The 24,660-nt window shown below is 69.1% G+C and carries 23 protein-coding genes; 9 read left to right on the forward strand and 14 right to left on the reverse strand.

Features of this window, described 5'->3' with window-relative positions:
• Window positions 1-133 precede the first annotated feature (133 nt).
• Window positions 134-1,558, forward strand: coding sequence for a hypothetical protein (locus ABD858_RS10715; protein WP_345036076.1), 1,425 nt, complete (start codon window positions 134-136; stop codon window positions 1,556-1,558).
• A gap of 12 nt (window positions 1,559-1,570) precedes the next feature.
• The gene (locus ABD858_RS10720; protein ID WP_425586315.1) at window positions 1,571-2,182 is read left to right on the forward strand and encodes a class F sortase; all 612 of its coding nucleotides are present in this window, start codon (window positions 1,571-1,573) and stop codon (window positions 2,180-2,182) included.
• Window positions 2,183-2,286: 104 nt separating this feature from the next.
• On the opposite strand, the gene ABD858_RS10725 is transcribed toward ABD858_RS10720, so the two are convergent.
• Complete coding sequence (locus ABD858_RS10725) at window positions 2,287-3,066, reverse strand: sulfite exporter TauE/SafE family protein (protein WP_345036078.1); 780 nt, start codon at window positions 3,064-3,066, stop codon at window positions 2,287-2,289.
• 313 nt (window positions 3,067-3,379) lie between these two features.
• Between ABD858_RS10725 and ABD858_RS10730 the strand changes: the two genes are divergently transcribed.
• The gene (locus ABD858_RS10730) at window positions 3,380-4,306 is read left to right on the forward strand and encodes an oxidoreductase (protein WP_345036079.1); all 927 of its coding nucleotides are present in this window, start codon (window positions 3,380-3,382) and stop codon (window positions 4,304-4,306) included.
• Window positions 4,307-4,350: 44 nt separating this feature from the next.
• Here the strand turns inward: ABD858_RS10730 and ABD858_RS10735 are convergent, their stop codons facing one another.
• The 3 genes from ABD858_RS10735 to ABD858_RS10745 all read right to left on the reverse strand — a co-directional run bounded on the left by ABD858_RS10735 (window position 4,351) and on the right by ABD858_RS10745 (window position 6,238).
• Complete coding sequence (locus ABD858_RS10735; RefSeq protein ID WP_345036080.1) at window positions 4,351-4,767, reverse strand: VOC family protein; 417 nt, start codon at window positions 4,765-4,767, stop codon at window positions 4,351-4,353.
• Window positions 4,768-4,932: 165 nt separating this feature from the next.
• A complete protein-coding gene (locus ABD858_RS10740; RefSeq protein ID WP_345036081.1) occupies window positions 4,933-6,024 on the reverse strand; it encodes a hypothetical protein in 1,092 nt (363 codons plus the stop codon).
• A 37-nt stretch (window positions 6,025-6,061) separates the two neighbouring features.
• The gene (locus ABD858_RS10745; RefSeq protein WP_345036082.1) at window positions 6,062-6,238 is read right to left on the reverse strand and encodes a hypothetical protein; all 177 of its coding nucleotides are present in this window, start codon (window positions 6,236-6,238) and stop codon (window positions 6,062-6,064) included.
• Window positions 6,239-6,364: 126 nt separating this feature from the next.
• Here ABD858_RS10745 and ABD858_RS10750 point away from each other — a divergent pair, with 126 nt between their 5' ends.
• Window positions 6,365-7,525, forward strand: a complete 1,161-nt coding sequence (locus ABD858_RS10750; RefSeq protein WP_345036083.1) for an alkaline phosphatase PhoX — start codon at window positions 6,365-6,367, stop codon at window positions 7,523-7,525.
• Here the strand turns inward: ABD858_RS10750 and ABD858_RS10755 are convergent.
• From ABD858_RS10755 to dusB, 3 genes are all read right to left on the reverse strand, one after another.
• Entirely contained in the window at window positions 7,491-8,507 is a 1,017-nt protein-coding gene (locus tag ABD858_RS10755; RefSeq protein ID WP_345036084.1) for an ArsR/SmtB family transcription factor, read from the reverse strand. The two genes, ABD858_RS10750 and ABD858_RS10755, sit on opposite strands and share 35 nt — an antisense overlap.
• 452 nt (window positions 8,508-8,959) lie before the next feature.
• The gene (gene ppdK, locus ABD858_RS10760) at window positions 8,960-11,671 is read right to left on the reverse strand and encodes a pyruvate, phosphate dikinase (RefSeq protein WP_345036086.1); all 2,712 of its coding nucleotides are present in this window, start codon (window positions 11,669-11,671) and stop codon (window positions 8,960-8,962) included.
• A 394-nt stretch (window positions 11,672-12,065) separates the two neighbouring features.
• Window positions 12,066-13,283 (reverse strand): tRNA dihydrouridine synthase DusB, encoded by a 1,218-nt coding sequence (dusB, locus tag ABD858_RS10765; protein ID WP_345036087.1) that lies wholly within the window; start codon window positions 13,281-13,283, stop codon window positions 12,066-12,068.
• A 37-nt stretch (window positions 13,284-13,320) separates the two neighbouring features.
• On the opposite strand from dusB, the gene ABD858_RS10770 reads away from it, so the two are divergent.
• Complete coding sequence (locus ABD858_RS10770; protein ID WP_345036088.1) at window positions 13,321-14,778, forward strand: MFS transporter; 1,458 nt, start codon at window positions 13,321-13,323, stop codon at window positions 14,776-14,778.
• A gap of 73 nt (window positions 14,779-14,851) precedes the next feature.
• Here ABD858_RS10770 and ABD858_RS10775 read toward each other — a convergent pair whose 3' ends face one another.
• Window positions 14,852-15,037, reverse strand: a complete 186-nt coding sequence (locus tag ABD858_RS10775) for a DUF6243 family protein (protein WP_345036089.1) — start codon at window positions 15,035-15,037, stop codon at window positions 14,852-14,854.
• 619 nt (window positions 15,038-15,656) lie between these two features.
• Window positions 15,657-17,039, reverse strand: a complete 1,383-nt coding sequence (locus ABD858_RS10780; protein ID WP_345036090.1) for a glycine--tRNA ligase — start codon at window positions 17,037-17,039, stop codon at window positions 15,657-15,659.
• 141 nt (window positions 17,040-17,180) lie between these two features.
• On the opposite strand from ABD858_RS10780, the gene ABD858_RS10785 reads away from it, so the two are divergent.
• From ABD858_RS10785 to ABD858_RS10800, 4 genes are all read left to right on the forward strand, one after another.
• Entirely contained in the window at window positions 17,181-18,143 is a 963-nt protein-coding gene (locus ABD858_RS10785; protein ID WP_345036091.1) for a metal ABC transporter substrate-binding protein, read from the forward strand.
• Complete coding sequence (locus tag ABD858_RS10790; protein WP_345036092.1) at window positions 18,143-18,916, forward strand: metal ABC transporter ATP-binding protein; 774 nt, start codon at window positions 18,143-18,145, stop codon at window positions 18,914-18,916. Before ABD858_RS10785 ends, ABD858_RS10790 begins: the two co-directional genes overlap by 1 nt.
• Window positions 18,917-18,918: 2 nt before the next feature.
• The gene (locus tag ABD858_RS10795) at window positions 18,919-19,812 is read left to right on the forward strand and encodes a metal ABC transporter permease (protein WP_345036093.1); all 894 of its coding nucleotides are present in this window, start codon (window positions 18,919-18,921) and stop codon (window positions 19,810-19,812) included.
• A 66-nt stretch (window positions 19,813-19,878) separates the two neighbouring features.
• Window positions 19,879-20,295, forward strand: coding sequence for a Fur family transcriptional regulator (locus ABD858_RS10800; RefSeq protein ID WP_345036094.1), 417 nt, complete (start codon window positions 19,879-19,881; stop codon window positions 20,293-20,295).
• A gap of 323 nt (window positions 20,296-20,618) precedes the next feature.
• On the opposite strand, the gene ABD858_RS10805 is transcribed toward ABD858_RS10800, so the two are convergent.
• From ABD858_RS10805 to ABD858_RS10825, 5 genes are all read right to left on the reverse strand, one after another.
• Window positions 20,619-20,990 carry a hypothetical protein gene (locus ABD858_RS10805; protein WP_345036096.1) on the reverse strand — a complete coding sequence of 124 codons (372 nt, stop codon included), beginning with the start codon at window positions 20,988-20,990 and terminating at the stop codon, window positions 20,619-20,621.
• Complete coding sequence (locus ABD858_RS10810; RefSeq protein WP_345036097.1) at window positions 20,987-21,520, reverse strand: YcxB family protein; 534 nt, start codon at window positions 21,518-21,520, stop codon at window positions 20,987-20,989. Before ABD858_RS10810 ends, ABD858_RS10805 begins: the two co-directional genes overlap by 4 nt.
• A gap of 23 nt (window positions 21,521-21,543) precedes the next feature.
• Window positions 21,544-22,392 (reverse strand): isoprenyl transferase, encoded by an 849-nt coding sequence (locus ABD858_RS10815; protein WP_345036099.1) that lies wholly within the window; start codon window positions 22,390-22,392, stop codon window positions 21,544-21,546.
• A 363-nt stretch (window positions 22,393-22,755) separates the two neighbouring features.
• Window positions 22,756-23,502, reverse strand: coding sequence for a DNA repair protein RecO (gene recO / locus ABD858_RS10820; RefSeq protein ID WP_345036100.1), 747 nt, complete (start codon window positions 23,500-23,502; stop codon window positions 22,756-22,758).
• A 149-nt stretch (window positions 23,503-23,651) separates the two neighbouring features.
• Window positions 23,652-24,359, reverse strand: coding sequence for a TerB family tellurite resistance protein (locus tag ABD858_RS10825; RefSeq protein ID WP_345036101.1), 708 nt, complete (start codon window positions 24,357-24,359; stop codon window positions 23,652-23,654).
• Window positions 24,360-24,660 lie beyond the last annotated feature (301 nt).

Here is a 24,660-nt window from a genome sequence, read left to right on the forward strand (position 1 = left end):
TCACTCGTTCGGTGCGCACGACATGCGGGAGGCGCGCGCCGCCACTTACCTCGGAGGGGACAGGGATCTCGCGCCGCCACTTACCTCGGAGGGGACAGGGATCTCGCGCCGACTCGTGCCACGGAGGACCACCATGCGCAGCATCCCGCGCGCCACCCGCCCATTCACCTGTGCCGCACTGATAGTGACGGCGCTCGGTCTGGGCGCGGGCACCACGCACGCCGACGACGAGCCCGAGGCGCTCGAGCCGTCCCCCGCGACCGCCGCGCCGAGCGCCACCGTCACGACGCACACCGAGGCCCGCGGCTCCGAGGGGACGAGGAAGGACAACGCCTCGTCGGCCGGAGCGGGCGAGCTCGACACGGCCACCGGGCAGTTCCGGGTGCCGGAGGACGCCCGGTCCGGGACGTACGCGATCAGTGTGCAGGCCAACGAGAGGAAGAGCGCCGCCGGGAGTCTCCCGGAGCCGCAGCCGGCGCCGACCGGCACCAGCCCGGGGCCCGTGGAAGGCTCCGGGGCCCGTACCGGGCCGGCGTCCACTGGATCCGTGTCCACCGGCTCTGCGCCCACCAAACCTGCGTCCACCGGATCCGACACCACCGACAAAGCACCCACCAAACCTGCGTCCACCGGATCCGACACCACCGACAAAGCACCCACCAAACTTGCGTCCACCGGATCCGACACCACCGACAAAGCACCCACCGAACCCGCCTCCACCGGATCCGACACCACCGACAAAGCACCCACCAAACTTGCGTCCACCGGATCCGACACCACCGACAAAGCACCCACCAAACTTGCGTCCACCGGATCCGACACCACCGACAAAGCACCCACCAAACTTGCGTCCACCGGATCCGACACCACCGACAAAGCACCCACCGAACCCGCCTCCACCGGATCCGACACCACCGAATCCGACTCCACCGAATCCGAGGCCCTTGGGTCGGCATCCACCGGGTCAGCGTCCACCGGATCCGACACCACCGACTCAGCACCCACCAAACTTGCGTCCACCGGATCCGACACCACCGAATCCGACGCCCTTGGGCCGGCATCCACCGGATCGGCGGCCGCCGAATCCGACACCACCGACTCGGCACCCGCCGTGCCTGCCTCCACAGAATCCGACATCGAATCCGACGCCACCGAATCCGACGCCCCTGAGTCAGCATCCACCGGGTCCGACACCGCGTCCGTGACCAAAGCCGATGCGGGATCGAGCCCAGGTTCGGGCTCGGGCTCGGGTTCCGGTTCAGGTGCGGGTGCGGGTGCGGGTGCGGACTCGGATGGGGGCGCGGACAGCGGGGCGGACGCCGGATCCACCGGGAGCTCGGACGCCGCGGCCGGCGAGCGCACCGGCACGAACACGGAGGCCAAGACCGGGGAACAGAGCGACGCCGCCCCGAAGGGACACGTCGAGGCGGGTGTCGGCGGCAGCGTCGGCCAGGACCCCGTCCGGAGCGCCGCCGGAGTGGCGGTGCTGGCGGCCGCGGCGGGTGGTGCCGTACAACTGCTGGTGCGCCGCCGCGCATACGGCACCACCCGGGGCTGATCGTTCGTGGACCTGCGAGGCAAGGCCGGACTGGTGGCCATCGCCGTCTGCACCGGCATCTGGTTGATCCGGACCGGCTCCGACATGGACCTTCCGCCGCAACCCGCCACCACCGAGGCGTTCGCCCGGGCGGCGGTGGCGGCCGAGCCGGACGCCGGAATTCCGCTGCCGCCGTCGGATCCGGTACGCATCCGGATCCCGGCCATCCGGGTCGACGCCCCGGTGACCCGGCTCGGCCTCCGCGCCGGCGGCAGCCTCGAAGCGCCGCCCGCCGGGAACCGCAACCTCGCCGGCTGGTACCGGGGCGGCCCCGCCCCGGGCGCGAAGGGCGCCTCGATCATCGCCGGGCACGTCGACACAGCCGAAGGACCTGCCGTCTTCTACAACCTCGGCACCCTGAAGAAGGGCACCCGTATCGAGATCACGCGCAAGGACGGCCGTACGGCGGCCTTCGCGGTCGATGCCGTCGAGGTGTTCGACAACAACGCGTTCCCCGACCGCAAGGTGTACGGCGCCACGGTCCGACCGGAACTGCGCGTGATCACATGCGGGGGCGGCTTCGACGCGCGTACCGGCTACCAGGCCAATGTGGTGGCGTTCGCCCATCTGACGGGCGAGGCCTAGGTGACCGGAAAGGTTCACCGGCTCGCGACGCTCCCCCCAGCTACCGCTGGGGAAGCTAGCTGGGGGAGCCACGAGCCACCCGGCAGACCTTCCCGGCCACAGCACTAGGCGCTCCACTGGTCGAAGGCGAGCTTCGCGATCAGCGAGAAGACCACGACCAGCAGCACTCCGCGCACGAACTCGCTGCCCTTCTTCAGGGCCATCCGGGCCCCGAGCATGCCGCCCGCCAGATTGAACACGGCCATCATCGCGGCCAGTTGCCACAGCACGGAGCCGTGGTAGGCGAACATCGCCAGCGCGCCGGCGTTGGTGCAGACATTGACGATCTTGGCGGTGGCCGAGGCCGTCACCAGGTCGAGATGGAGCACGGCGGTGAGCGCCAGCACCAGGAAGGTGCCGGTGCCGGGCCCGAACAGGCCGTCGTAGAAGCCGATTCCGCCGCCGACCAGCACGATCGCGGTGACGGTACGGGCCCGGGTGACCTCCGCTCCGGCCGGGGTGGTGCCGAACGAGGGCCGCAGCATGACGAAAGCGGCCACACCGAGCAGCACCACCATGATCACCGGGCGCAGCACCTCGCTGCTGATCCCTGCCGCGAAGAACGCCCCGGCCATGGAGCCGGCCAGGGCCGCGGCCCCGATCCGTACGGCGGTGCCGACCTTCACGGGCGCCTTGCGTGCGTATGTGATCGCGGCGCCCGAGGTGCCGACGATGGCCACCGCCTTGTTGGTGCCGAGGACCTGCGCGGCGGGCGCATGAGGCAGCCCGAGCAGCAACGCGGGCAGAAGCAGCAGCCCGCCACCGCCCACCACGGCATCGATCCAGCCGGCGGCGGCCGCGGCGAGACAGAGCACGATGATCATGGTCACTGATATGTCAGGCATGATCGCGACCCTAGGGAGCGGACCCATGCCCCGTCCATCGACCGCCGCGTTCGTTGAGCAAGCTCTGAGCTTCCCGGCCCGGAGCGCGAGTTCAGGCGACTCCGGTCCCGGACTGCTGCCCTGACGCGACGGCGGCCATCGCGACGCTCTCTTTGCCGCTCCGGGAGCCAGACAAAAAACGCACACCCGCGCTACGCCGTCCGCATCGCCTGAGACCGCCGTCGGTGGCGGGCGGCACTGCTCACGACCTCGCAAGCGCTCCGGCCTACTCTGGCGTAAGGACAGCGTTCTTCCCCCACACGAGGAGTGCCGCATGACGGGCTGGAGTGCGAGCGACATCCCCGACCAGCGCGGGCGTACCGCCGTGGTCACCGGAGCCAACAGCGGAATCGGGCTGGTCGCGGCACGGGAGCTGGCCCGCCGTGGTGCGCGGGTGATCCTCGCGTGCCGCAGCGAGGCCCGCGGCAAGGAGGCCGAGGCCCGAATACGGCGCGAGATCCCGGGTGCCGAGGTCGAGTTCGCCCCGCTGGATCTCGCCGATCTCGTGTCCGTACGTCAGTTCGCCGAGGCCTACGAGCAGCCAACGCTCGACCTGCTCGTCAACAACGCGGGCGTGATGGCACTGCCGTACGGCAGGACCACCGACGGCTTCGAGACCCAGTTCGGTGTCAACCACCTCGGGCACTTCGCGCTGACCGGGCTGCTGCTCCCGAAGCTGCTGGACACGCCGGGCGCCCGTGTGGTGGCCCTGTCGAGCGCCATGCACGCGCTCGCCAATGTCGACATGGGTGACCTCAACAGCGAGCGCCGATACCGCCGCTGGATCGCCTACGCCCGTTCCAAGACCGCCAATCTGCTCTTCGTCCACGAGCTGGCCAGGCGGCTGGCCGCCACCGGCTCCGAGGTGATCGCCGCGGCCGCGCACCCCGGCTATGCCGCCACCAACCTCCAGGCCGCGGGTCCGCGCATATCGGGCAACAGAACCGCCGAGCGCGTCATGGAGTTCGGCAATCGGATCATCGCCCAGCCGGCCGAGTCGGGTGCCCTGCCGACGCTGTATGCCGCCACCGCGTCCGGGGTGCGGCCGGACGACTTCATCGGCCCCTCGGTCCTGATGCTGCGAGGGGCGCCCGCCCGCTCCTGGCGGGCCCGGTGGACCCTGGACGACGTGGCGAGCGAACGGCTCTGGGTCGCGTCGGAGCAGCTCACCGGGGTCGTCGCGGAGGGCCTCAAGTCCTGAGGCCCTCCGGCCTCGAGTCCTGAGGCCCGACACCGCGCACCGGCTCAGGCCTGGCCGCCGCCCTCGACCGCGGACGGGTCCATCCAGATGATCTCCCAGAGGTGGTGGTCCGGGTCCTGGAAGGAACGCCCGTACATGAAGCCGTGGTCCATCGGCTCGTTCGCGGGGGATCCTCCGGAGGCGAGGGCGGCGTCGACCAGCTCGTCGACCTGCTCCCGGCTCTCGGCGCTCAGGGCCAGGATGACCTCGGTGGTCTTCGAGGCGTCGGCGATCTCCTTCTTGGTGAACTCCTTGATTTTCGCCTCGGTGAGGAGCATCGCGAAGACGGTGTCACTGAACACCAGGCAGGCCGCGGTCTCATCGGTGAACTGCGGGTTGAAGGAGTAGCCGAGCTTGGTCCAGAAGGCCTTCGAGGCGTCGAGGTCCTTCACGGGGAGGTTGACGAAGATCATCGTGGACATGAGCGGTGTCTCCTTCTTCTGTGGCTGCTTCTCCTGCGGCCGCCCGGTGCGGCGCCTGTTCGAAGAGGTAGACCTGTGGTCACCGGAAAACTCATCGCTCCCCGGCAGAAATCTTCGGCCGTTCCCGTCCCGCCGGACCGGATCAGTCGCCCGGCCGAGCTCATGTCATTGCTCGGGTCCTGACGCCGCCGTCCAGCGCCGCAGCAGACCTCGCTCGTCGTCATGGGTGAGCCAGCTGCCGTCGCCGAGTGGACGGGCGAAGCTGTCGACGGGCTCGGGGTATTCGATCCGGCCCGGAACGCGGAGAGCCGGGGCGCCCAGCAGCCAGTGTCGGGCGTGGTCCGGGTCCTCGTCGCACTCGGTGGTCGTGGCGATGACGGTGGCCGCGTCCACGAAACCGCAGACGTAGTCGAAGTACGGCGGATCGTCGTCCTCGTCACCACTGACCGGCGGCAGGGTGTCGCTCTCGAACCTGGCGAGGACCTCGCCGTCAAGGGCGTGCAGCGTGATGTCCGAGCCGTAGTGCTCCAGGGTCAGAAAGCCGCCGTGTCCAGGGTGGACGTCGGCCAGGATGCGGTCGATGTCCTCGTTGACGTCCCAGGTGGTCAGCGTCTCGCCGTCCCAGCGGCCCCAGTGCAGCAGGATGCCGTCCTGGCCCATACCGATACCGAGCCCCATGTGCACGCCGTCCGGGTGGGAGAGGTGGTTGGAGCCGGAGGCCACGCTGTCCAGCGGAAGCCGGGCCAGCTCCTTGCCGTCCCGGGCGTCCAGCACCACCCACCGCTCCTGGTAGTCCTCGTCCTCGTCGCCCGGCACATGTGCCCACACCAGGCGGCCGTCGTTGGAGACGCGGCAGGACCCGGACTCGATCCCCGGGCAGACCTGCAGCTCGTCCCCGGTGTGCGGATGCCCTGGGTCCCAACAGCCGTGCCGGTACTCCCACAGCGTCTCGCCGCCGGCGCCCACCGCCCGTACGGAGCGCTGCCCGGAGAACGCAGCGAACGAGCCGTCCGGCGCGACCGAATGCTCTCCCCGTTTCCAGCCGGGCCAGGGGAACGGAAACGCTGCCAGCGGTTCGCTCTCCCCCGCGAAGACCCGCTCGAGATCATGGACCCGAAGCGTGTCCTCGCGGAGCAGCAGCGCGCGGTGTGTTCCGGCCCGGCTCTCGAGCGCGAAGCCACTGACCAGGTCACCGGCACCGGGCAGGGCCGCGGTGCCGACCGGGCGTGCGATGACAGGACGTGCAGTGATCGACATACCAGGAAGGTAGCCCCCACCGCTGACAACGCGAAGGTCAGGACTTGGCCGGCGGGAGTTCTATCCAAGCTCTCTTGATTCTCTTGTTGTTGCAGTCGACGACGATCGGCAGCGCACCGGAGCGCCCCTCAGCTTCGGCGACGAAGCGCCGCAGGTCATCGAGGGTCACTTCCCTGCCGTTGTTGGGCGTGAGCTCTATGGATACGGGTGGCATGCGCTCATCATCTCCGGATGACCGGTTGTTCACACACCGTCAATTCGCCACTCCTACCTTCCGGAAGCGCGCGACCCCGCCGCCGACCGGTGGCGGGCAAGTCACCACCTCCCCCTGGAGTGACAAGTGGAACGTCGCAACTTCCTTCGCGGAGCGGTCATCGGCGGTTCGGCCGCGGCCTTCGGCGGAACCCTGATGCACGGGGCCGCCTACGCGGCCCCGGCTCAGCCCGGTTCCGGCCCCTACGGGGCGCTGGGTGCCGCGGACGCCAACGGCATTCAGCTGCCTGCCGGTTTCACCAGCAGGGTCATCGCCCGGTCCGGCCAGAAGGTCGGCTCCACCGGCTACACCTGGCACAACGCCCCTGACGGGGGTGCCTGTTTCGCCGACGGCACCGGCTGGATCTATGTCTCCAACTCGGAGATCAGCCCCTCCGGCGGCGCGAGCGCGGTCACGTTCTCCTCGACCGGCGCGATCACCGGCGCGTACCGGATCCTCTCCAACACCCGGCAGAACTGCGCGGGTGGCGCCACTCCGTGGAACACCTGGCTCTCCTGCGAGGAGGTCAGCCTCGGGTACGTGTACGAGACCGACCCGCGGGGTGTGAACGCGGCCGTCCGCCGGGACGCGATGGGCAAGTTCAAGCACGAGGCGGCGGCGGCCGACCCGGTCCGCAAGGTGATCTATCTGACCGAGGACGAGACCAACGGCTGCTTCTACCGCTTCATCCCGACGACCTGGGGCGACCTGTCCTCCGGCACGCTCCAGGTGCTGAAGGCCGGCACCACCACCTCCGGCTCGTTCACCTGGGCGACCGTGCCGGACCCGGACGGCGCCCCGACCGTGACCCGTGACCAGGTCTCCGGTGCCAAGCGGTTCAACGGCGGTGAGGGCTGCCACTACTCGAACGACACCGTCTGGTTCACCACCAAGGGCGACAACCGCGTCTGGCAGGTCAACCTGGCCACGAACACCTACGAGCTCGCCTACGACGACTCGCTGGTGGTGGGCGGCGGCGCCCCGCTGACCGGTGTCGACAATGTCACCGGCTCCTCCTCCGGCGACCTGTTCGTCGCCGAGGACGGCGGCAACATGGAGATCTGCATCATCACGCCCGACGACGTGGTGGCACCCTTCCTGCGGATCAACGGCCAGTCCGCCTCCGAGATCACCGGACCGGCCTTCTCGCCCGACGGCAAGCGGCTGTACTTCTCCAGCCAGCGCGGTACGAGCGGAAGCTCGTCCGGCGGCATCACGTACGAGGTGACCGGTCCCTTCCGGGCCTAGGCACCTCCGGCTGGGCGCTGCCTCTCAACAGGGCGGCGCCCAGCGGCGTCACCGTGTGCAGCACGGCGTTGCCGTGCCGCAGGGTGACCACCAGACCCGCCTCGCGCAGCACGGCCGCGTGCTGGCTGGCCGAGGCGAGTGACACCCCGGCTCTGCGGGCGAGTTCACTGGTCGTGCAGCCGGTACTGATGGCCTGGAGGACGGCCGAGCGCGTGTGCCCCAGAAGCCGCCCGAGGGAAGGTGTCGACTCGGCGACGGCCGGTGCGTGCGGGGAGGTGCGGGTCACCGGATAGACAAGTACGGGCGGCAGCCCCGGGTCGTGGTACGCCACCGGGGTGCGCCGGCAGAACCAGGACGGCTGGAGCAGCAGGCCGCGCCCGCGCAGATGCAGATCGCGCTCGACGGGATAGTCGGCCTCCAGCACGGGTGGCCGCCAGCGCAGCATCGACGGAAGCGAGCCGAGCAGTTCGTCCGCCCCGCCGTCGAGCAGGGCGCGGCCGCGTACGGCCCGGTCGGCGTCGATCCTGGCCCGGATGTATAGCCAGTACGGATCGACGGCGGCCCGGTGGTAACTGCGAAGGGCGCCGATGAGGCGGCTCAGCGGCTCGACGGCGGCCCCGCCCTCGGCGATCCGCACCACCCAGCCGGGCAGCCGCCGAAAGCCGGCGAGCCTGCCGAGGTCGGCCCGCAGCCGCTCCACCGGGGTGCCACGCAGTTTCTCGAGTCCCGCCTCGATGCCGTGCGGCCCCCGTACCGGGGTCAGAAAATCCGGGAAATACCCTCGAGAAGGCACGAGCGCGGACAGCAGCCGTGTTTCACCGTTCAGCTGGGACCGGACTTCGGTGCGCCATTCTCCGAAGACGACGGCTCCCCGCCGGTCTCTCAATCGGTGAAAACTGAGAATGGTTTCCCACAAGGCGTCGGGCGCGTTCGCCAGCCGTAGCCGCGCCAGGTCGACTTCCGTGAAATGGATACGAAGCACCGAAACCCCCACCTGTTGCATCCGCAATCATCCCCGGGGTATGAGTATGCACTCCATCACAGGACGTTACCAGGGTGTTTCGGCCACAGTTGAAAGGCACTCGCGCCGACCGTCGAAAACAGAAAGGCTGTACGTCGTCGGGTACGGCACCGCGGCGGCCGACAATGCGCAGCGAAGACCGTGGGGGGCTTCGCGACGTTCGGCGGCGGCCGCGATGGCGCCGGCTTCACGCCCGGCGGTGGTGGCAGGGTACGGCCCGCGGGAGGGGTCCCGCGGGCCGTACCCTGTGCAGGTTTTCCATACGGATCGGCATGGCTCAGCCACCCGGAAATGAAGGAATCAATTCACCTCCGGAAAGTCTGTTGTTCAACGAGAATTTCGCACGGAAACCCACGGAAACACGGAAGCGGCGGCACCTCGATACGAGAGGTGCCGCCGCTTCCGGGGGTCCGTCAGCGCGAGTCGCTGCCCGTGGACTGGGCGGCCGCGCGGCCTGCCTCCAGGCGCGCCACCGGGATGCGGAACGGCGAGCAGGAGACGTAGTCGAGGCCCACCTCGTGGAAGAAGTGCACCGACTCCGGGTCGCCGCCGTGCTCACCGCAGACGCCGAGCTTGATGTCGGGGCGGGTGGCCCGGCCCGCCTGGACCGCGCTGCGGACCAGCGAGCCCACACCTTCCTTGTCGATGGTCTCGAACGGGCTGACGCCGAAGATGCCCTTCTCCAGGTACGCCGTGAAGAAGCTCGCCTCCACGTCGTCGCGGGAGAAGCCCCACACCGTCTGGGTCAGGTCGTTGGTACCGAAGGAGAAGAACTCGGCGGCCTCGGCGATCTGCCCGGCGGTCACTGCGGCGCGCGGCAGCTCGATCATCGTGCCGAGGGCCAGCTTGAGTTCGACGCCGGTGGCGGCCTCGACCTCGGCGATGACCTTCTCCGCGTCCTCGCGGACGATCTCCAGCTCCTGGACCGTGCCGACGAGCGGGATCATGATCTCCGCACGCGGGTCGCCCTTGGCGTTCTTGCGCTCGGCCGCTGCCTCGGCGATCGCCCGGACCTGCATGGTGAACAGGCCGGGGATGACCAGGCCGAGACGGACACCGCGCAGACCCAGCATCGGGTTCTGCTCGTGCAGCCGGTGCACGGCCTGGAGCAGACGCAGGTCGTTCTCGTTGCTGTCCTCGCGGGCCTCGGCGAGAGCGACGCGTACCGACAGCTCGGTGATGTCGGGCAGGAACTCGTGCAGCGGCGGGTCGAGCAGACGCACGGTGACCGGAAGGCCGTCCATCGCCTCGAAGAGCTCGATGAAGTCCTGCTTCTGCTGCGGCAGCAGGGCGGCCAGGGCCTCGTCGCGCTCCTCGTCGGTGTCGGCGAGGATCAGCTTCTCGACCATCTCGCGGCGCTCGCCGAGGAACATGTGCTCCGTGCGGCACAGGCCGATGCCCTGGGCGCCGAACCGGCGGGCGCGCAGCGCGTCCTCGGCGTTGTCGGCGTTGGCACGTACCCGCAGGCGGCGTACACGGTCCGCGTAGGCCATGATGCGGTGCACGGCGGCGACGAGCTCGTCGGCGTCGTCGGCACCGGCGTGCATACGGCCCTCGAAGTACTCGACGACCGGGGACGGTACGACCGGGACCTCACCGAGGTACACCTTGCCGGTGGAGCCGTCGACGGAGACGACGTCGCCCTCCTCGATGACCGTGCCGGAGGCGGTGGTCATCCGGCGGCGCTTGGTGTCGACCTCGAGCTCCTCGGCGCCGCAGACACAGGTCTTGCCCATGCCGCGGGCAACGACGGCGGCGTGCGAGGTCTTGCCGCCGCGCGAGGTCAGGATGCCCTCGGCGGCGATCATGCCGTCCAGGTCGTCCGGGTTGGTCTCCCGGCGGATCAGGATGACCTTCTCGCCGGAACGGGACCACTTGACGGCGGTGTACGAGTCGAAGACCGCCTTGCCGACCGCCGCGCCCGGGGAGGCGGCGATGCCGCGGCCGATCAGCTCGGCCTTCGAGCTCTCGTCGAAGCGGGGGAACATCAGCTGCGCGAGCTGGGCGCCGTTGACCCGCTGCAGGGCCTCGGCCTCGTCGATCAGGCCCTGGTCGACCAGCTGGGTGGCGATACGGAAGGCGGCGCCGGCGGTGCGCTTGCCGACCCGGGTCTGGAGCATCCAGAGCTGGCCGCGCTCGATGGTGAACTCGATGTCGCACAGGTCCTTGTAGTGCGTCTCGAGGGTGCTCATGATCTCCATGAGCTGGTCGTACGACTTCTTGTCGATCTGCTCGAGGTCGGCGAGCGGCACGGTGTTGCGGATGCCGGCGACGACGTCCTCGCCCTGCGCGTTCTGCAGGTAGTCGCCGTAGACGCCCTGGTGGCCGCTGGCGGGGTCACGGGTGAAGGCGACGCCGGTGCCCGAGTCGGGGCCGAGGTTGCCGAAGACCATGGAGCAGACGTTGACGGCCGTGCCGAGGTCGTGCGGGATGCGCTCCTGGCGGCGGTAGAGCTTCGCCCGGTCGCCGTTCCACGAGTCGAAGACCGCCTTGATGGCGAGATCCATCTGCTCACGCGGGTCCTGCGGGAAGTCACGGCCGGTCTCGGCCTTGACGATCTTCTTGAACTGCTTGACCAGCTTCTTCAGGTCGGCAGCGTCGAGGTCGGTGTCGCTGGTGACCTTCTTGGTGTGCTTGGCGGCCTCGAGGGCCTCCTCGAAGAGCTCACCGTCGACGCCGAGAACCGTCTTGCCGAACATCTGGATGAGACGGCGGTACGAGTCCCATGCGAAGCGCTCGTTGTCGGCCTGCTGGGCGAGACCCTCCACCGACTTGTCGGAGAGGCCGATGTTGAGGACGGTGTCCATCATGCCGGGCATCGAGAACTTGGCGCCGGAGCGGACCGAGACGAGCAGCGGGTTGTCGGCCTGGCCGAGCTTCTTGCCCATCTTCTGCTCGAGCGCGTCGAGGTGCGCGCTGACCTCGTCTCGCAGAGCGACCGGCTCGGTGCCGCTCTCGAGGTAGACCTTGCACGCCTCGGTGGTGATCGTGAACCCCGGAGGGACGGGGAGGCCGAGGTTGGTCATCTCGGCGAGGTTTGCGCCCTTGCCACCGAGGAGGTCCTTGAGGTCCTTGTTGCCCTCGGTGAAGTCGTACACGAACTTCTGGTCTTTGTTTTCCGACACGGGTCCCGACTCCTCGAGGCTCGGTGGCTGCCCTGACGGCGAGGAACATACCCAGATCGAAGGCGCCTGGGTACGTCTACTTGCCGGTCATACGGCCGTAACCACTCGTCCGCCAGCAGATCGAAAGTTACAGGTCCATTGCGGCTGGCATTCAATAGCCTTCACTTCCTGAAGGCATCGACACGCTATGCAGCGAATCTTTCGAGATTCACCCACACAGGGTAACCACTCCATATGAATCTCGAATATCAAAAGGGTGGCACTCAGTGCCACCCTTTGAGAGATGCATCCGTCGAAGATCCGCTCATTTGAGCGCACCCCCTATCAAGGGTGGCGAGGATCACGCCCCCCAAACTGGCCTGATCCCATCATCCGGACCTCCTTTCGCCGGTTCTCATCCACCCGAGGTGTCGAGTTCGGCATCCTCGCCGACACCCGCGCAGTCGTACGGATCCTTCAGCCAACCGTCCGGCAGGACCACGCGGTTGTTGCCCGACGTACGCCCCCGAGGACCGTCCGCACCCACCGGCCACGGCTGGTCCAGATCAAGCTCGCTCATCTGAGCGCTCAGCTCGTCCAGCGAAGAGGTGATCGCCAGGCGCTTGCGCATCTCCGAACCGACCGAGAAACCCTTGAGATACCAGGCCACGTGCTTACGGAAGTCGATCACTCCACGCGACTCGTCGCCGATCCACTCCCCCAGCAGCCGGGCATGCCGCAGCATCACGTCCGCGACCTCACGCAGCGACGGCCTGGCGAGGTTTTCCGGCCGCTCCTCGAAGGCGGCCACGAGATCCCCGAACAGCCACGGCCGCCCCAGGCAGCCGCGTCCCACGACCACCCCGTCGCAGCCGGTCTCGCGCACCATCCGCAGCGCGTCCTCGGCCGACCAGATGTCGCCGTTTCCCAGCACCGGGATCTCGGGCACATGCTCCTTCAGCCGCGCGATGGCGTCCCAGTCGGCCGTGCCGCCGTAGTGCTGCGCCGTCGTACGGCCGTGCAGCGCGATCGCGGTGACACCCTCCTCGACCGCGATCCGCCCCGCGTCGAGATAGGTGAGGTGGTCGTCGTCGATACCCTTGCGCATCTTCATGGTCACCGGCAGGTCGCCCGCGTTGGACACGGCCTCTTTGAGGATGGCCCGCAGCAGGTTCCGCTTGTACGGCAGCGCCGAGCCGCCGCCCTTGCGGGTCACCTTGGGCACCGGGCAGCCGAAGTTCAGATCGATGTGATCGGCCAGGTTCTCGTCCACGATCATGCGGACCGCCTTGCCGACGGTCACCGGATCGACCCCGTACAGCTGGATCGAGCGCGGCGTCTCGGACGCGTCGAAGTGGATCAGCTGCATGGTCTTCTCGTTACGCTCGACCAGCGCCCGCGTAGTGATCATCTCGCTGACGAACAGCCCCTTTCCGCCGGAGGCTGCATCCTTCGGGGGGCGCCCTCCGAACCCCCGCTCACCTTCGGCGAATTCCCGGCAGAGGGTGCGGAACGGAGCGTTGGTGATGCCGGCCATGGGCGCGAGCACCACCGGGGGCTGGACGGTGTGCGGGCCGATCGAGAGCGGTGAGGAGAGCGTGGGCATCCGTCCATTGTCGCGTACCGGCGTCATGCCCAGAAGGTTCCTTAGTTAGCCGTACTATTGAAGGATGCCGGACGATGAACCGAGCCGACCTCGACGTCTGTTGGTGCTGGCGATCTGCTGCATGAGCCTCCTGATCGTCAGCCTCGACAACACCGTGCTCAATGTCGCTCTGCCCTCCATGCAGAGGGAGCTGCATGCCACGGTCGCCGGAATGCAGTGGACGATCGACGCCTACACCCTCGTCCTCGCCTCACTTCTCATGCTCGCGGGCTCCACCGCCGACCGGATCGGGCGCCGCAAGGTCTTCGGGGCCGGACTCGTCGTCTTCTCGCTCGGATCCCTGCTCTGCTCGCTCGCACCCAGCCTCGAAGCACTCGTCGCCTTCCGCATGGTCCAGGCCGTCGGCGGCTCCATGCTGAACCCGGTCGCGATGTCGATCATCACCAACACCTTTACCGACCCACGCGAACGCGCCCGCGCCATCGGCGCCTGGGGCGCGACCGTCGGCATCTCGATGGCGGCGGGCCCGCTCGTCGGCGGGCTGCTGGTGGAATCGGTCGGCTGGCGGTCCATCTTCTGGATCAATCTGCCGGTGGGCCTGGCCGCGCTCCTGCTCACTTTCCGCTACATACCGGAGTCCCGCGCCCCGCGACCGCGCCGCCCCGACCCGGTCGGCCAGCTGCTGGTCATCGTGATGCTGGGCTCCCTCACCTACGCGATCATCGAAGCCCCCGTCTCCGGTTGGACCTCGCCGCCGATCGTCGGCTGCGCGACGCTGTCCCTGCTGGCCCTGCTCTGCCTGCTGCGCTACGAGCCGAGGCGCCCGGAACCCCTGATCGAGCTGCGCTTCTTCCGCAGCGCGCCCTTCAGTGGAGCCGTCGTCATCGCGGTGAGCGCGTTCGCCGCACTGGGCGGCTTCCTCTTCCTCAACACCCTCTACCTCCAGGAGGTACGCGGCCTGTCCGCCCTCTCCGCCGGGCTCCACCTGCTCCCGATGGCGGCCGTGACCTTCATCGGTTCCCCGTTGTCGGGCCGGATCGTCGGAAACCGGGGCCCACGGCTCCCCCTGGCGGTCGCGGGCACCGCGATGGCCACCTGCGCGGTTCTCTTCGCCCTCTCCACCTCGGAACGCTCCACGGCCCTGCTCTTCACCGGATACGTCCTCTTCGGCATCGGCTTCGGCATGGTCAACGCGCCGATCACGAACACCGCCGTCACCGGCATGCCCAGTGCCCAGGCGGGTGTGGCGGCCGCGGTCGCCTCGACCAGCCGCCAGATCGGCCAGACCCTGGGCGTCGCGGTGATCGGCGCGGTCCTCGCCTCCGGCGTGCACGGCTCGGCCTTCCGCTCCTCGTTCGCCACGGCGAGCGCCCCTGCCTGGTGGATCATCGCCGGCTGCGGCCTGATGGTCCTGCTGGTGGGCCTGGCCACGACCGGCCGCCGTGCCCGCGAGTCCGCGCTCCGCGCGACGGAGCGGCTGGACGATACCGGCGTCCGCCGTCAGAGCTCGTCGCTACGCTGAGCCCCGAAGTGATCACCGTGTGATGACGACAGGTCGTGGGCCCGGACCACACCAGGTGATCCGGGCCCATGGCTCAGCTCTTCTCCTGACGCTCCTCGCTGGAGGCGCGTTCGCGCATCTTGCGGAGCAGCTCCTGTTTCTGGTCGGCGGCGGCCCTGCGGTCGGCGGCGCCGGCCTCGCCCTGGTTCTGGGTGCCGTTGCGGGGCAGCTTTCGGCGCTGACCGCCGACGCCGAGGAGGTTGTTACGGCCCTTGGCCACGAGGTTCTCCCGTCGTGTGCGAAGTGATCTGCGGAAACGTCCGGTGGGGGGCGGGGCGTGCCCGCCGCGCTCTCACTCGTAGATCTGGAAGAACATGCCGCCGACGTTATCCGGACCGGGCCCGCACCGCATCCGTATTTTCGCGGGAGGGGGTTCAGGTGATCCCCGCGCCACACGCGGCTCAGCGGCCCCCGGGGGCCACCGTCGCCCGATGCGTCTCGACCGGGTGCGCCTCGGCCCTCGGCAGGGGCGCCGAGAACCTCGTCTCCCCGCACGCGAGCGACCGCCGCAGGTCCGACTTCCTTACCCGCACCTTGTGCTCGCGGCCATGCTGGTCCCAACGACTGACCTCGCTGACGATGCCGGGCGGCACGGACCCTCCTGGAGACGGCCGCGCGCCTCAGTGTGCGTACTCCGTCCAGTGGAACCGTGCCGGGGCAGGACCGGCCGCCACCTCCGCCCGGCGGGCAGCGACTGTCCGGTTCACGCGAATCGAGCCCGTCCGGCGATTGAGGACGGACACGCCGACCGGCCGTGCATGGGCGTTCAGCCCCCGGACACGACGGTGCCGGGCCCCGCAAAGGACCCGGCACCGTCGGTGTGACCCCGCCGCAGGCGACTAGCAGCCGAGCAGACGCGCGCCCAGGTAGGCCTGGATCTGGTCCAGGGAGACGCGCTCCTGGGCCATCGTGTCGCGCTCGCGCACGGTCACCGCGTTGTCGTCGAGCGTGTCGAAGTCGACGGTGACGCAGAACGGCGTACCGATCTCATCCTGGCGGCGGTAACGGCGGCCGATCGCACCGGCGTCGTCGAACTCGATGTTCCAGTTCTTGCGCAGGTCCGCCGCGAGGCCCTTGGCCTTCGGGGACAGCTGCGGGTTCCGGGACAGCGGCAGGACCGCGACCTTGACCGGGGCCAGGCGCGGGTCGAGGCGCATCACGACGCGCTTCTCCATGACGCCCTTGGCGTTCGGGGCCTCGTCCTCGTTGTACGCGTCGAGCAGGAACGCCAGCATCGTGCGGCCGACACCGGCGGCGGGCTCGATGACATACGGGGTCCAGCGCTCCCCGGCCTCCTGGTCGAAGAACGACAGGTCGGTGCCGGACGCCTTGGAGTGCGCGGAGAGGTCGTAGTCGGTGCGGTTGGCGACACCCTCGAGCTCGCCCCACTCGCTGCCGCCGAACTGGAAGCGGTACTCGATGTCGGCGGTGCGCTTGGAGTAGTGGGAGAGCTTCTCCTTCGGGTGCTCGTACCAGCGCATGTTCTCCTCACGAAGACCCAGGTCGCGGTACCAGTTCCACCGCTCCTGCATCCAGTAGTCCTGCCACTTCTCGTCCTCGCCCGGCTTGACGAAGAACTCCATCTCCATCTGCTCGAACTCGCGGGTGCGGAAGATGAAGTTGCCCGGAGTGATCTCGTTCCGGAAGGACTTGCCCATCTGGGCGATACCGAACGGCGGCTTCTTGCGCGAGGTCTGCTGCACCGCGGCGAAGTTGGTGAAGATGCCCTGCGCGGTCTCGGGACGCAGGAAGGCGATGGAGCCGGAGTCCTGGGTCGGGCCGAGGTGGGTGGAGAGCAGACCGGAGAACTGCTTGGGCTCGGTGAACTGGCCCTTGGTGCCGCAGTGGGGGCAGTTGACGTCGGCGAGGCCGTTCTCGGGCAGGCGGCCGTGCTTTGCCTCGTACGCCTCCTCCAGGTGGTCCGCGCGGAACCGCTTGTGGCAGGAGGTGCACTCGGTCAGCGGGTCGGTGAAGGTCGCGACATGGCCGGAGGCCTCCCAGACCTCGGTCGCCAGGATCACCGACGAGTCGATGCCGACGACGTCCTCGCGGGCGGTGACCATGTAACGCCACCACTGGCGCTTGATGTTCTCCTTGAGCTCGACACCCAGTGGTCCGTAGTCCCAGGCGGCACGCTGGCCGCCGTAGATCTCGCTGCAGGGATAGACGAAGCCACGGCGCTTGCTCAGGCTGACGATGGTGTCGATCTTGTCGGCGGCCACGGTGCTCTCTTTACGACGGTGGGCGAAGCGAATGATTCAGATTAGCCGCGGCCTCACCCCTCCGATCAAATCGGTAGGGGTTCAGAGGCGCCCGAGCACCGTTGTTGACAATCGTTGTCACTCTTGTTGAAAATGACTGTCATGAACGTGCGTCGCCTGATACCCACCGTCACCGTCGCCGGAGCGGTGGCCCTCGGCCTCACCGCCGTCACCGGCTGCTCCTCCTCCGACGTCGCCGCTGACAAGAAGAACGGCGGCAAGCTCGGTGTGGTGGCGTCGTTCTACCCCATGCAGTACCTCGCCGAGGAGATCGGCGGCGACCACGTCACGGTCACCGGCCTGACCCAGCCCGGCGTCGAGCCGCACGACCTCGAGCTCAGCCCGCGGCAGGCGGCCCAGCTCGGTGAAGCGGACTTCATCCTCTACCTCAAGGGTGTCCAGCCCGCCGTCGACAAGGCCATCGAGCAGGCCGGTGTGAAGAACACCGTCGACGCCGCCACCCTCACCGAGCTGGAGCACCACGGCACCGAGGTCAATCACGACCACGGCCACGGAGGTGAGGACCACAAGGGCGGGGAATCCGGCGGCGACCCGCACATCTGGCTGGACCCGGTGAAGTACGCCGAGGTCGCCAAGGGCGTCGGCAAGGCCATGGAGAAGGCCGACCCCTCCCACGCCGCCGACTACAAGAAGAACACCGACGAGCTCGTGAAGAAACTCGACGCCCTCGACACCGAGTACGTGAACGGTCTGAAGAACACCACGACCAGGACCTTCATCACCACCCACTCCGCCTTCGGCTACCTCGCCGAGCGCTACGGCCTGGACCAGGAGGGCATCGCCGGCCTCGACCCCGAGTCCGAGCCCAGCCCGGCCCGGATCAAGGAGCTCCAGGACATCGCCAGGAAGGAGAAGGTCCCCACCGTCTTCTTCGAGACCCTCGCGAGCGACAAGACCGCGAAGACCCTGGCCGAGGACGCCCATCTGAAGACCGCTGTCCTCGATCCCATCGAGGGCATCACGGACAAGTCCAAGGGCGACGACTACATCGAGGTCATGGAGTCCAACCTCGCCGCGCTGCAGCAGGCTCTCGGCGCGAAGTAATGGAGGCACATGTGAGCGAGCCCGTCATATCCGTCCGCGGAGCCATGGCCACGCTCGGGTCGCGCCCGGTGCTCCGCGGTGTCGACCTCACCGTCCGGCCCGGTGAGGTCGTCGCACTGCTCGGCGCCAACGGCTCGGGCAAGTCGACGGCCGTACGGTCCGTCATCGGCCAGGTGCCGCTCACCGGCGGCGAGATCCACCTCTTCGGCACCCCCCTGCGCCGGTTCCGCGACTGGGCACGCGTCGGGTACGTACCGCAGCGCACCACTGCGGCCAGTGGTGTCCCGGCGACCGTACGCGAGGTGGTCTCCTCGGGACGGCTGTCCCGTACGAAACTGGGCCGGCCCTCGAAGAAGGACCGGGCCGCCGTCCAGCGGGCCATCGAACTGGTCGGCCTCGCGGACCGCGCCAAGGACTCGGTGAGCGCCCTCTCCGGCGGCCAGCACCAGCGGGTGCTCATCGCCCGGGCACTCGCCTCGGAGCCCGAACTGCTGATCATGGACGAGCCGATGGCCGGCGTCGACCTGGCCAGTCAGGAAATCCTCGCCGCCACGCTGCGCGAGCAGGTCGCGGCCGGTGCCACCGTGCTGCTGGTCCTGCACGAGCTGGGCCCGCTGGAGCCGCTGATCGACCGCGCCGTGGTCCTACGCGACGGCTGTGTCGTGCACGACGGCCCGCCCCCGAAGGCCGTGGGGCAGCACGCGCTGCCCGGCCACGACCACGTCCACCCCCACTCGGCCACTGAGCCGGTCCGTACGGGACTGCTGACCTGATCATGGAAATTCTCCAGACCGCCTTCATGCAGCGCGCGCTGATCGCCGCCGTACTGATCGGCATCACCGCCCCCGCCGTCGGCATCTATCTGGTGCAGCGCCGCCAGGCGCTGATGGGCGACGGCATCGGCCATGTCGCGATGACCGGCGTCGGCCTCGGCTTCGTACTCAACGCCAGCCCGGTGTGGATGGCGACCCTCGTCGCCGTGCTGGGCGCCGTCGCCATGGAGCTGATCCGCGCCTACGGACGTACCCGGGGCGACATCGCGCTCGCCATGCTCTTCTACGGCGGCATGGCCGGCGGTGTCCTGCTGACCAACCTCTCGGGCTCCGGCTCCAACGCGAACCTGCTGTCCTTCCTCTTCGGCTCCCTGTCCACCGTCTCCGCGGGGGACGTCACCTCCATCTGCCTGCTGGCCGCCTTCGTGGTGCTGGTCACCGTCGGACTGCGCCGGCAGCTCTTCGCGGTCAGCCAGGACGAGGAGTTCGCGCGGGTCACCGGCCTGCCCGTGCGCGCCCTGAACCTGCTGATCGCCGTCACCGCCGCGATCACCGTCACCGTCGCCATGCGTGTCGTCGGCCTGCTGCTGGTCAGCGCGCTGATGGTGGTACCGGTCGCGGCCGCCCAGCAGATAACCCGCAGCTTCGCCGTCACCTTCGTGAGCGCGGTGGCCATCGGTACGTCCGTCACCCTCGCCGGTACGGTCACCTCGTACTACCAGGACGTACCGCCCGGCGCGACCGTCGTCCTGTTCGCCATCGTCGTCTTCGTGGCCCTCACCGCCCTGGCCGCCCCGCTGGCCCGGCGTCGCGCGAAGGCTGCCGCCGCGGCCGAGGCGCAGTGCACTCTTGAAGTACCGGCCGCCCGCGAGTCCGCCGGCCACATGGGAGTCTGACCCGGGCCCGGGGCCGGCCTGGCAGAATGGTCCGCCATATGTGCGGGCGACCTTAAGGAGGCACCTGTGACGACTGCAGGACCCCCCGTGCGCGGCCGGTCGACCCGGCAGCGTGCCGCCGTGGCGGCGGCACTGGACGAGGTGGACGAGTTCCGCAGCGCGCAGGAGCTGCACGACATCCTCAAGCACCAGGGCGCGTCGGTGGGCCTGACCACGGTCTACCGCACGCTGCAGTCGCTCGCCGAGGCAGGCGAGGTCGACGTGCTGCGCACCAGCGACGGCGAGGCGGTGTACCGCCGATGCTCGTCCGGCGAGCACCACCACCATCTGGTGTGCCGGGTCTGCGGCAAGGCCGTCGAGGTCGAGGGCCCGGCGGTGGAACAGTGGGCGGAGGCGATCGCGTCCCAGCACGGCTATGTGAACGTCGCCCACACGGTGGAGATCTTCGGCACCTGCGCGGACTGCGCGACGGCGGAGAACTAGTGCCCTTCCCGGCAGCGTTTGCCCCGTCGCGACGCTCCCCCAGCTACCTCCCCCAGCTACCTCCCCCAGCTACCTCCCCCAGCTACCTCCCCCAGCTACCGCTGGGGGTGCCCCCAGGGGTGCCCCCAGGGGTGCCCCCAGCGGTGCCCCCGGGCACGCACGCTCGCTGCGTTCGCCGGAAACCCGAGTAGCACTGCTACGAGGGTCTTCGGCCGCCTTGCAATCGCACGCACCGGACGCCGCTCCGTGACGGGCAAACGTTGCCGGTCGTGGCACTGGGCGGCGCTGCTGCCGACAGGTCCAAGGGACGGAGTCCTGAACGCCTAGAACCAGCTGCGGTCGTAGCACTTGTACGAGCCGTCCGGCTGCTGCGCGATCCCGTCCGCCTCCCAGCAGTGCAGCATCGGCGCCACATCCGACACGATCGGCGCCGTCAGGGCCAGCACCGCGACGGCCCCGCACAGCGCCATCGCCCTGCCGGCCCGGCCCAGCCGCCGGACCAGCCACAGGGCGGCCGCCGGCGGCAACAGCCCGATGCCGAGCATGATCACGACGATCGGCGCATGGTTGTCCCGGATGCCGGGGAACGACTCGGGTGACGTCACCTCGTTCAGCCCGGTCCAGCTGAACAGAACGACGAACCCCGACAGCACCAGCAGCACTCCCGCGAGGACTCCCCGCACCGCACCGGTCACACGCGTTCCAGATGCCGGTCGAGTATCGCCCGCAGCCGGTCCACGTCGGCGGGCTGCCGCGCACCGCGCTTGGGCAGCACGGTGATGCCGACGGCGTGCTTGTCCGCGCTCAGCAGGACGAACAGCTCCTCCGTCTCGGCGTAGCGCTTCAGCAGCCGCCAGCCGATCGTCACGTTGCTGTTCTCCGTCGTCACCCGCACCTCGGTGTCGTCCACCTCGGCCCGGAACTCGCCCTGGCTCTCGGCGAGACGCCGGAGCTGGCGCGCCTGCAGCAGGGGGACGGCCCACAGCGTGAAGGGCAGTATCACCCCCATGGCCACCACCGGGAAGGGAACGTCACCACCGCCGAGGAACACACTCACTCCGGCCAGCAGCACGGAGAGCACCACGCACACGACCGTGAAGACACGCAGTCTGCGTCCCGAAGGGGTGCCGCGCGTCCTGGCCCGCAGCGCCGCCGTGATGTCCGCGGTGGTGGGCGGCTGATAGACCAGCTCCACCACCTGTTCCGTGTCCCGCCCCTGAGTCATGGGGCGTGATCGTATCGGGCAGGTCAGACAGCCGGACCGTCGGCCTGCTTACCCTCCGGCTTCAGCAGCTCCTCGTTCGGGACGGCCCCGCCGAAGCGGCGGTCGCGGGAGGCGTACTCCAGGCAGGCACGCCACAGGTCGCGGCGGTCGAAGTCGGGCCACAGCACGTCCTGGAAGACCATCTCGGCGTAAGCGCTCTGCCAGAGCAGGTAGTTGGAGGTACGCTGCTCGCCGCTCGGCCGCAGGAACAGATCCACGTCCGGCATGTCCGGGTAGTAGAGGTACTTCGCGAAGGTCTTCTCCGTGACCTTCGCCGGGTCGAGCCTGCCCGCCTTCACATCCGCCGCCAGCGCCTGTGCCGCGTCCGCGAGCTCCGCACGGCCGCCATAGTTCATGCAGAAGTACAGCGTGAGCCCGTTGTTGTCCTTGGTCTGCTCCTGAGCGATCTGGAGCTCCTGGGCCACCGACTTCCACAGCTTGGGCATCCGGCCCACCCAGCGCACCCGGATGCCGAGTGCATCGAGCTGGTCGCGGGTCTTGCGGATGAAGTCACGGTTGAAGTTCATCAGGAAGCGCACCTCGTCCGGCGAGCGCTTCCAGTTCTCGGTGGAGAAGGCGTACAGGGAGATGCTCCCGACGCCCATCTCGATCGCGCCCTGCAGCACGTCCAGTACCCGCTCGGCGCCGACCTTGTGGCCCTCGGTGCGCGGCAGGCCGCGCTCCTTGGCCCAGCGGCCGTTGCCGTCCATGACGATCGCGACATGCTTCGGCACCAGCTCACCGGGGATCTTCGGCGGCCTGGCACCGGACGGGTGCGGCTCGGGGACCTTGTACTCGCGGCGGGAGCGTCCCAGGAATCCGCGTACTGCCATGGCGCTTCTGTCTCCGATCTCGGTTACCAATGCTCTTGCGTGAAGCCCCGGTCTTGAGGCCGAGGATGAAACGCATCCCGACACTGCTCTGAACAGGTTAAAGGTCGTGAAGCCACCCAGACGGCCAGTCGGCCGTGGCAGGAATCCTCGACCACTAGTGCTGTGGCCGGAAAGGTTTGCCGGGAAGCTCGCGGCTCCCCCAGCTACCGCTGGGAGGTGCCCCCAGGTGCGGTGCATCGCAAGGCGGAGGATCGCAGCTCGTACTTGGCCGTACTCGCGCGATGCGACAACGCAGCGAAGTGCCGTGCCGGGGGTCGCGAGCCGGTGAACCTTTCCGGTCACAGCACTAGGCCGGGAAGCACGTCAATTCTCTACGTACCGCAGCGAGCGCAGCCCGCGCTCCAAGTGCCAGTGCAGATACGCGGACACCAGCCCGCTCCCCTCCCTGACATGCCTCGGCTCGGCCCTGTCCGCCGTCTCCCAGTCGCCGGTGAGCAGCGCGCCGAGGAGTCCGATGGCCTCCGGAGAGGGTACGACGCTTCCCGGCACCCGGCAGTCGGCGCATATGACCCCGCCCGTCGCGACCGAGAAGAAGCGGTTGGGTCCGTGGATGCCGCAGCGGGCACAGTCCTCGAAGCTGGGCGCGTAACCGTTGACGGCGAGGGAACGCAGCAGAAAGGCGTCCAGGACCAGATTCGGGGCGTGCTCTCCGCGCGCGAGGGTGCGCAGGGCGCCGATGAGCAGCAGGTACTGCTGTACGGCCGGCTCGCCCTCCTGGTCGGTGAACCGCTCGGCGGTCTCCAGCATGGCCGTGCCCGCGGTGTAGCGGACGTACTCGGCGACGATCCCGCCGCCGTAGGGAGCGATGAGCTCGCTCTGGGTGATCAGGGGCAGTGTGCGGCCGACGAGATCGCTGCCGCGCGCGAAGAACTGCACATCGACATGGGAGAAGGGCTCCAGTCGCGCCCCGAACTTCGACTTGGTCCGCCTCACCCCGCGCGCCACGGCGCGCACCCGCCCGTGACCGCGTGTGAGCAGAGTGATGATCCTGTCCGCCTCACCCAGTTTCTGGGTGCGCAGCACGATGCCGTCGTCGCGGAACAGACTCATGTGCCCATTGTCCCGTACGGAAACAGCGGTGTCCCCTGCCGGGCAGCAGCCCGGCCCGCACCCGCACGCCCCGGGAGGGTCTGGTGCGGGGCGATTCGTCGCGCGCGAGGGTGGGACGAGCGTTACTCCCCGGGGAGTAACGCCGTGCGTCAGGACGGAGTACGCGCCGCGGCCAGCAGCCGGGCGGTGTCGTCGGCGCCGAGCCGGAGCGCGGTGCCCACCGTCGTCAGAACCTCCCGCTCCGCGGGGATGTACGGACCGTCGGCGAGGGCGATCGTGGCGCCCTGGAGCAGGATCGAATCGCGGCCGGCGGGCGCGAGGTGCGGGGCGAGCGGCTCGAGGGCCTCGTGGAGTTCTATGGCGAGGGAGACCCCGCAGGGTCCGGACGACGGCGCCGGGCCGTAGGCCCTGGGCATGCGGCCGGTGTCGGCGGCGAGGGCCTCGACGAGGGTGATGAGCTGCTCCTCGGTGCAGTCCTCATATCCGGCAGAGCGCACGATGGTGGCAGCGGTGAGGGTGACCGTACGGGAGGAAGTGCCGCCCGCGGCGAGGACGGCGAGCGCGACAGTGTGGACGGCGTCGCGGAGCATCGCGGAGAACCGGGTGGTGGTGGGGTGGTCGAGGACCTCGGTACCGAACCGGGTCCGGCAGGCGGCGCATTCGACGACCGGACCGGCGAAGCCGCGCGGCAGCAGCGGTACGCCGAGGAGGGCGAAGCGGCGGCGGCCGGTGCGGCGGCGGTAGTTGCGGTCGCCTCCGCAGTCCGGGCAGAAGAACTCGCCGTCGCCGACGGTGCTCCATGAGGTGCGAATGGACCAGAGGCGCAGCTTTCGACCGGATTGTCCTCGCGCTGGCACGCCGCACACCTCCGTAACTCCCCCATGGCCCTTCGGGCATGGGGGTGCCGCCGCGGCAACATCGCCGCGTGGGCGTGATGTTAGCCACATCGGAGTTGCGGCGTCAGCACCCCCGCAGCAACAAGGAGCCGGACATGGCCGGACCCCGACCGCCCATGCGGGCGGACGGGGCCGGTGGCACGAGGGGGAAGCCGCCGTCCGGCGGAGCCCCTTCTGGCCGGTTCTCGCCGGTCGTTGCCGTACGCGCGTACGAGCCGGAGACCTCCTAGAAGACCGATGAAGATCTTGCTCCTGCCGCCTG

The organism is Streptomyces sannanensis (assembly GCF_039536205.1).
In the GTDB taxonomy this organism is placed as follows: Bacteria; Actinomycetota; Actinomycetes; order Streptomycetales; family Streptomycetaceae; genus Streptomyces; species Streptomyces sannanensis.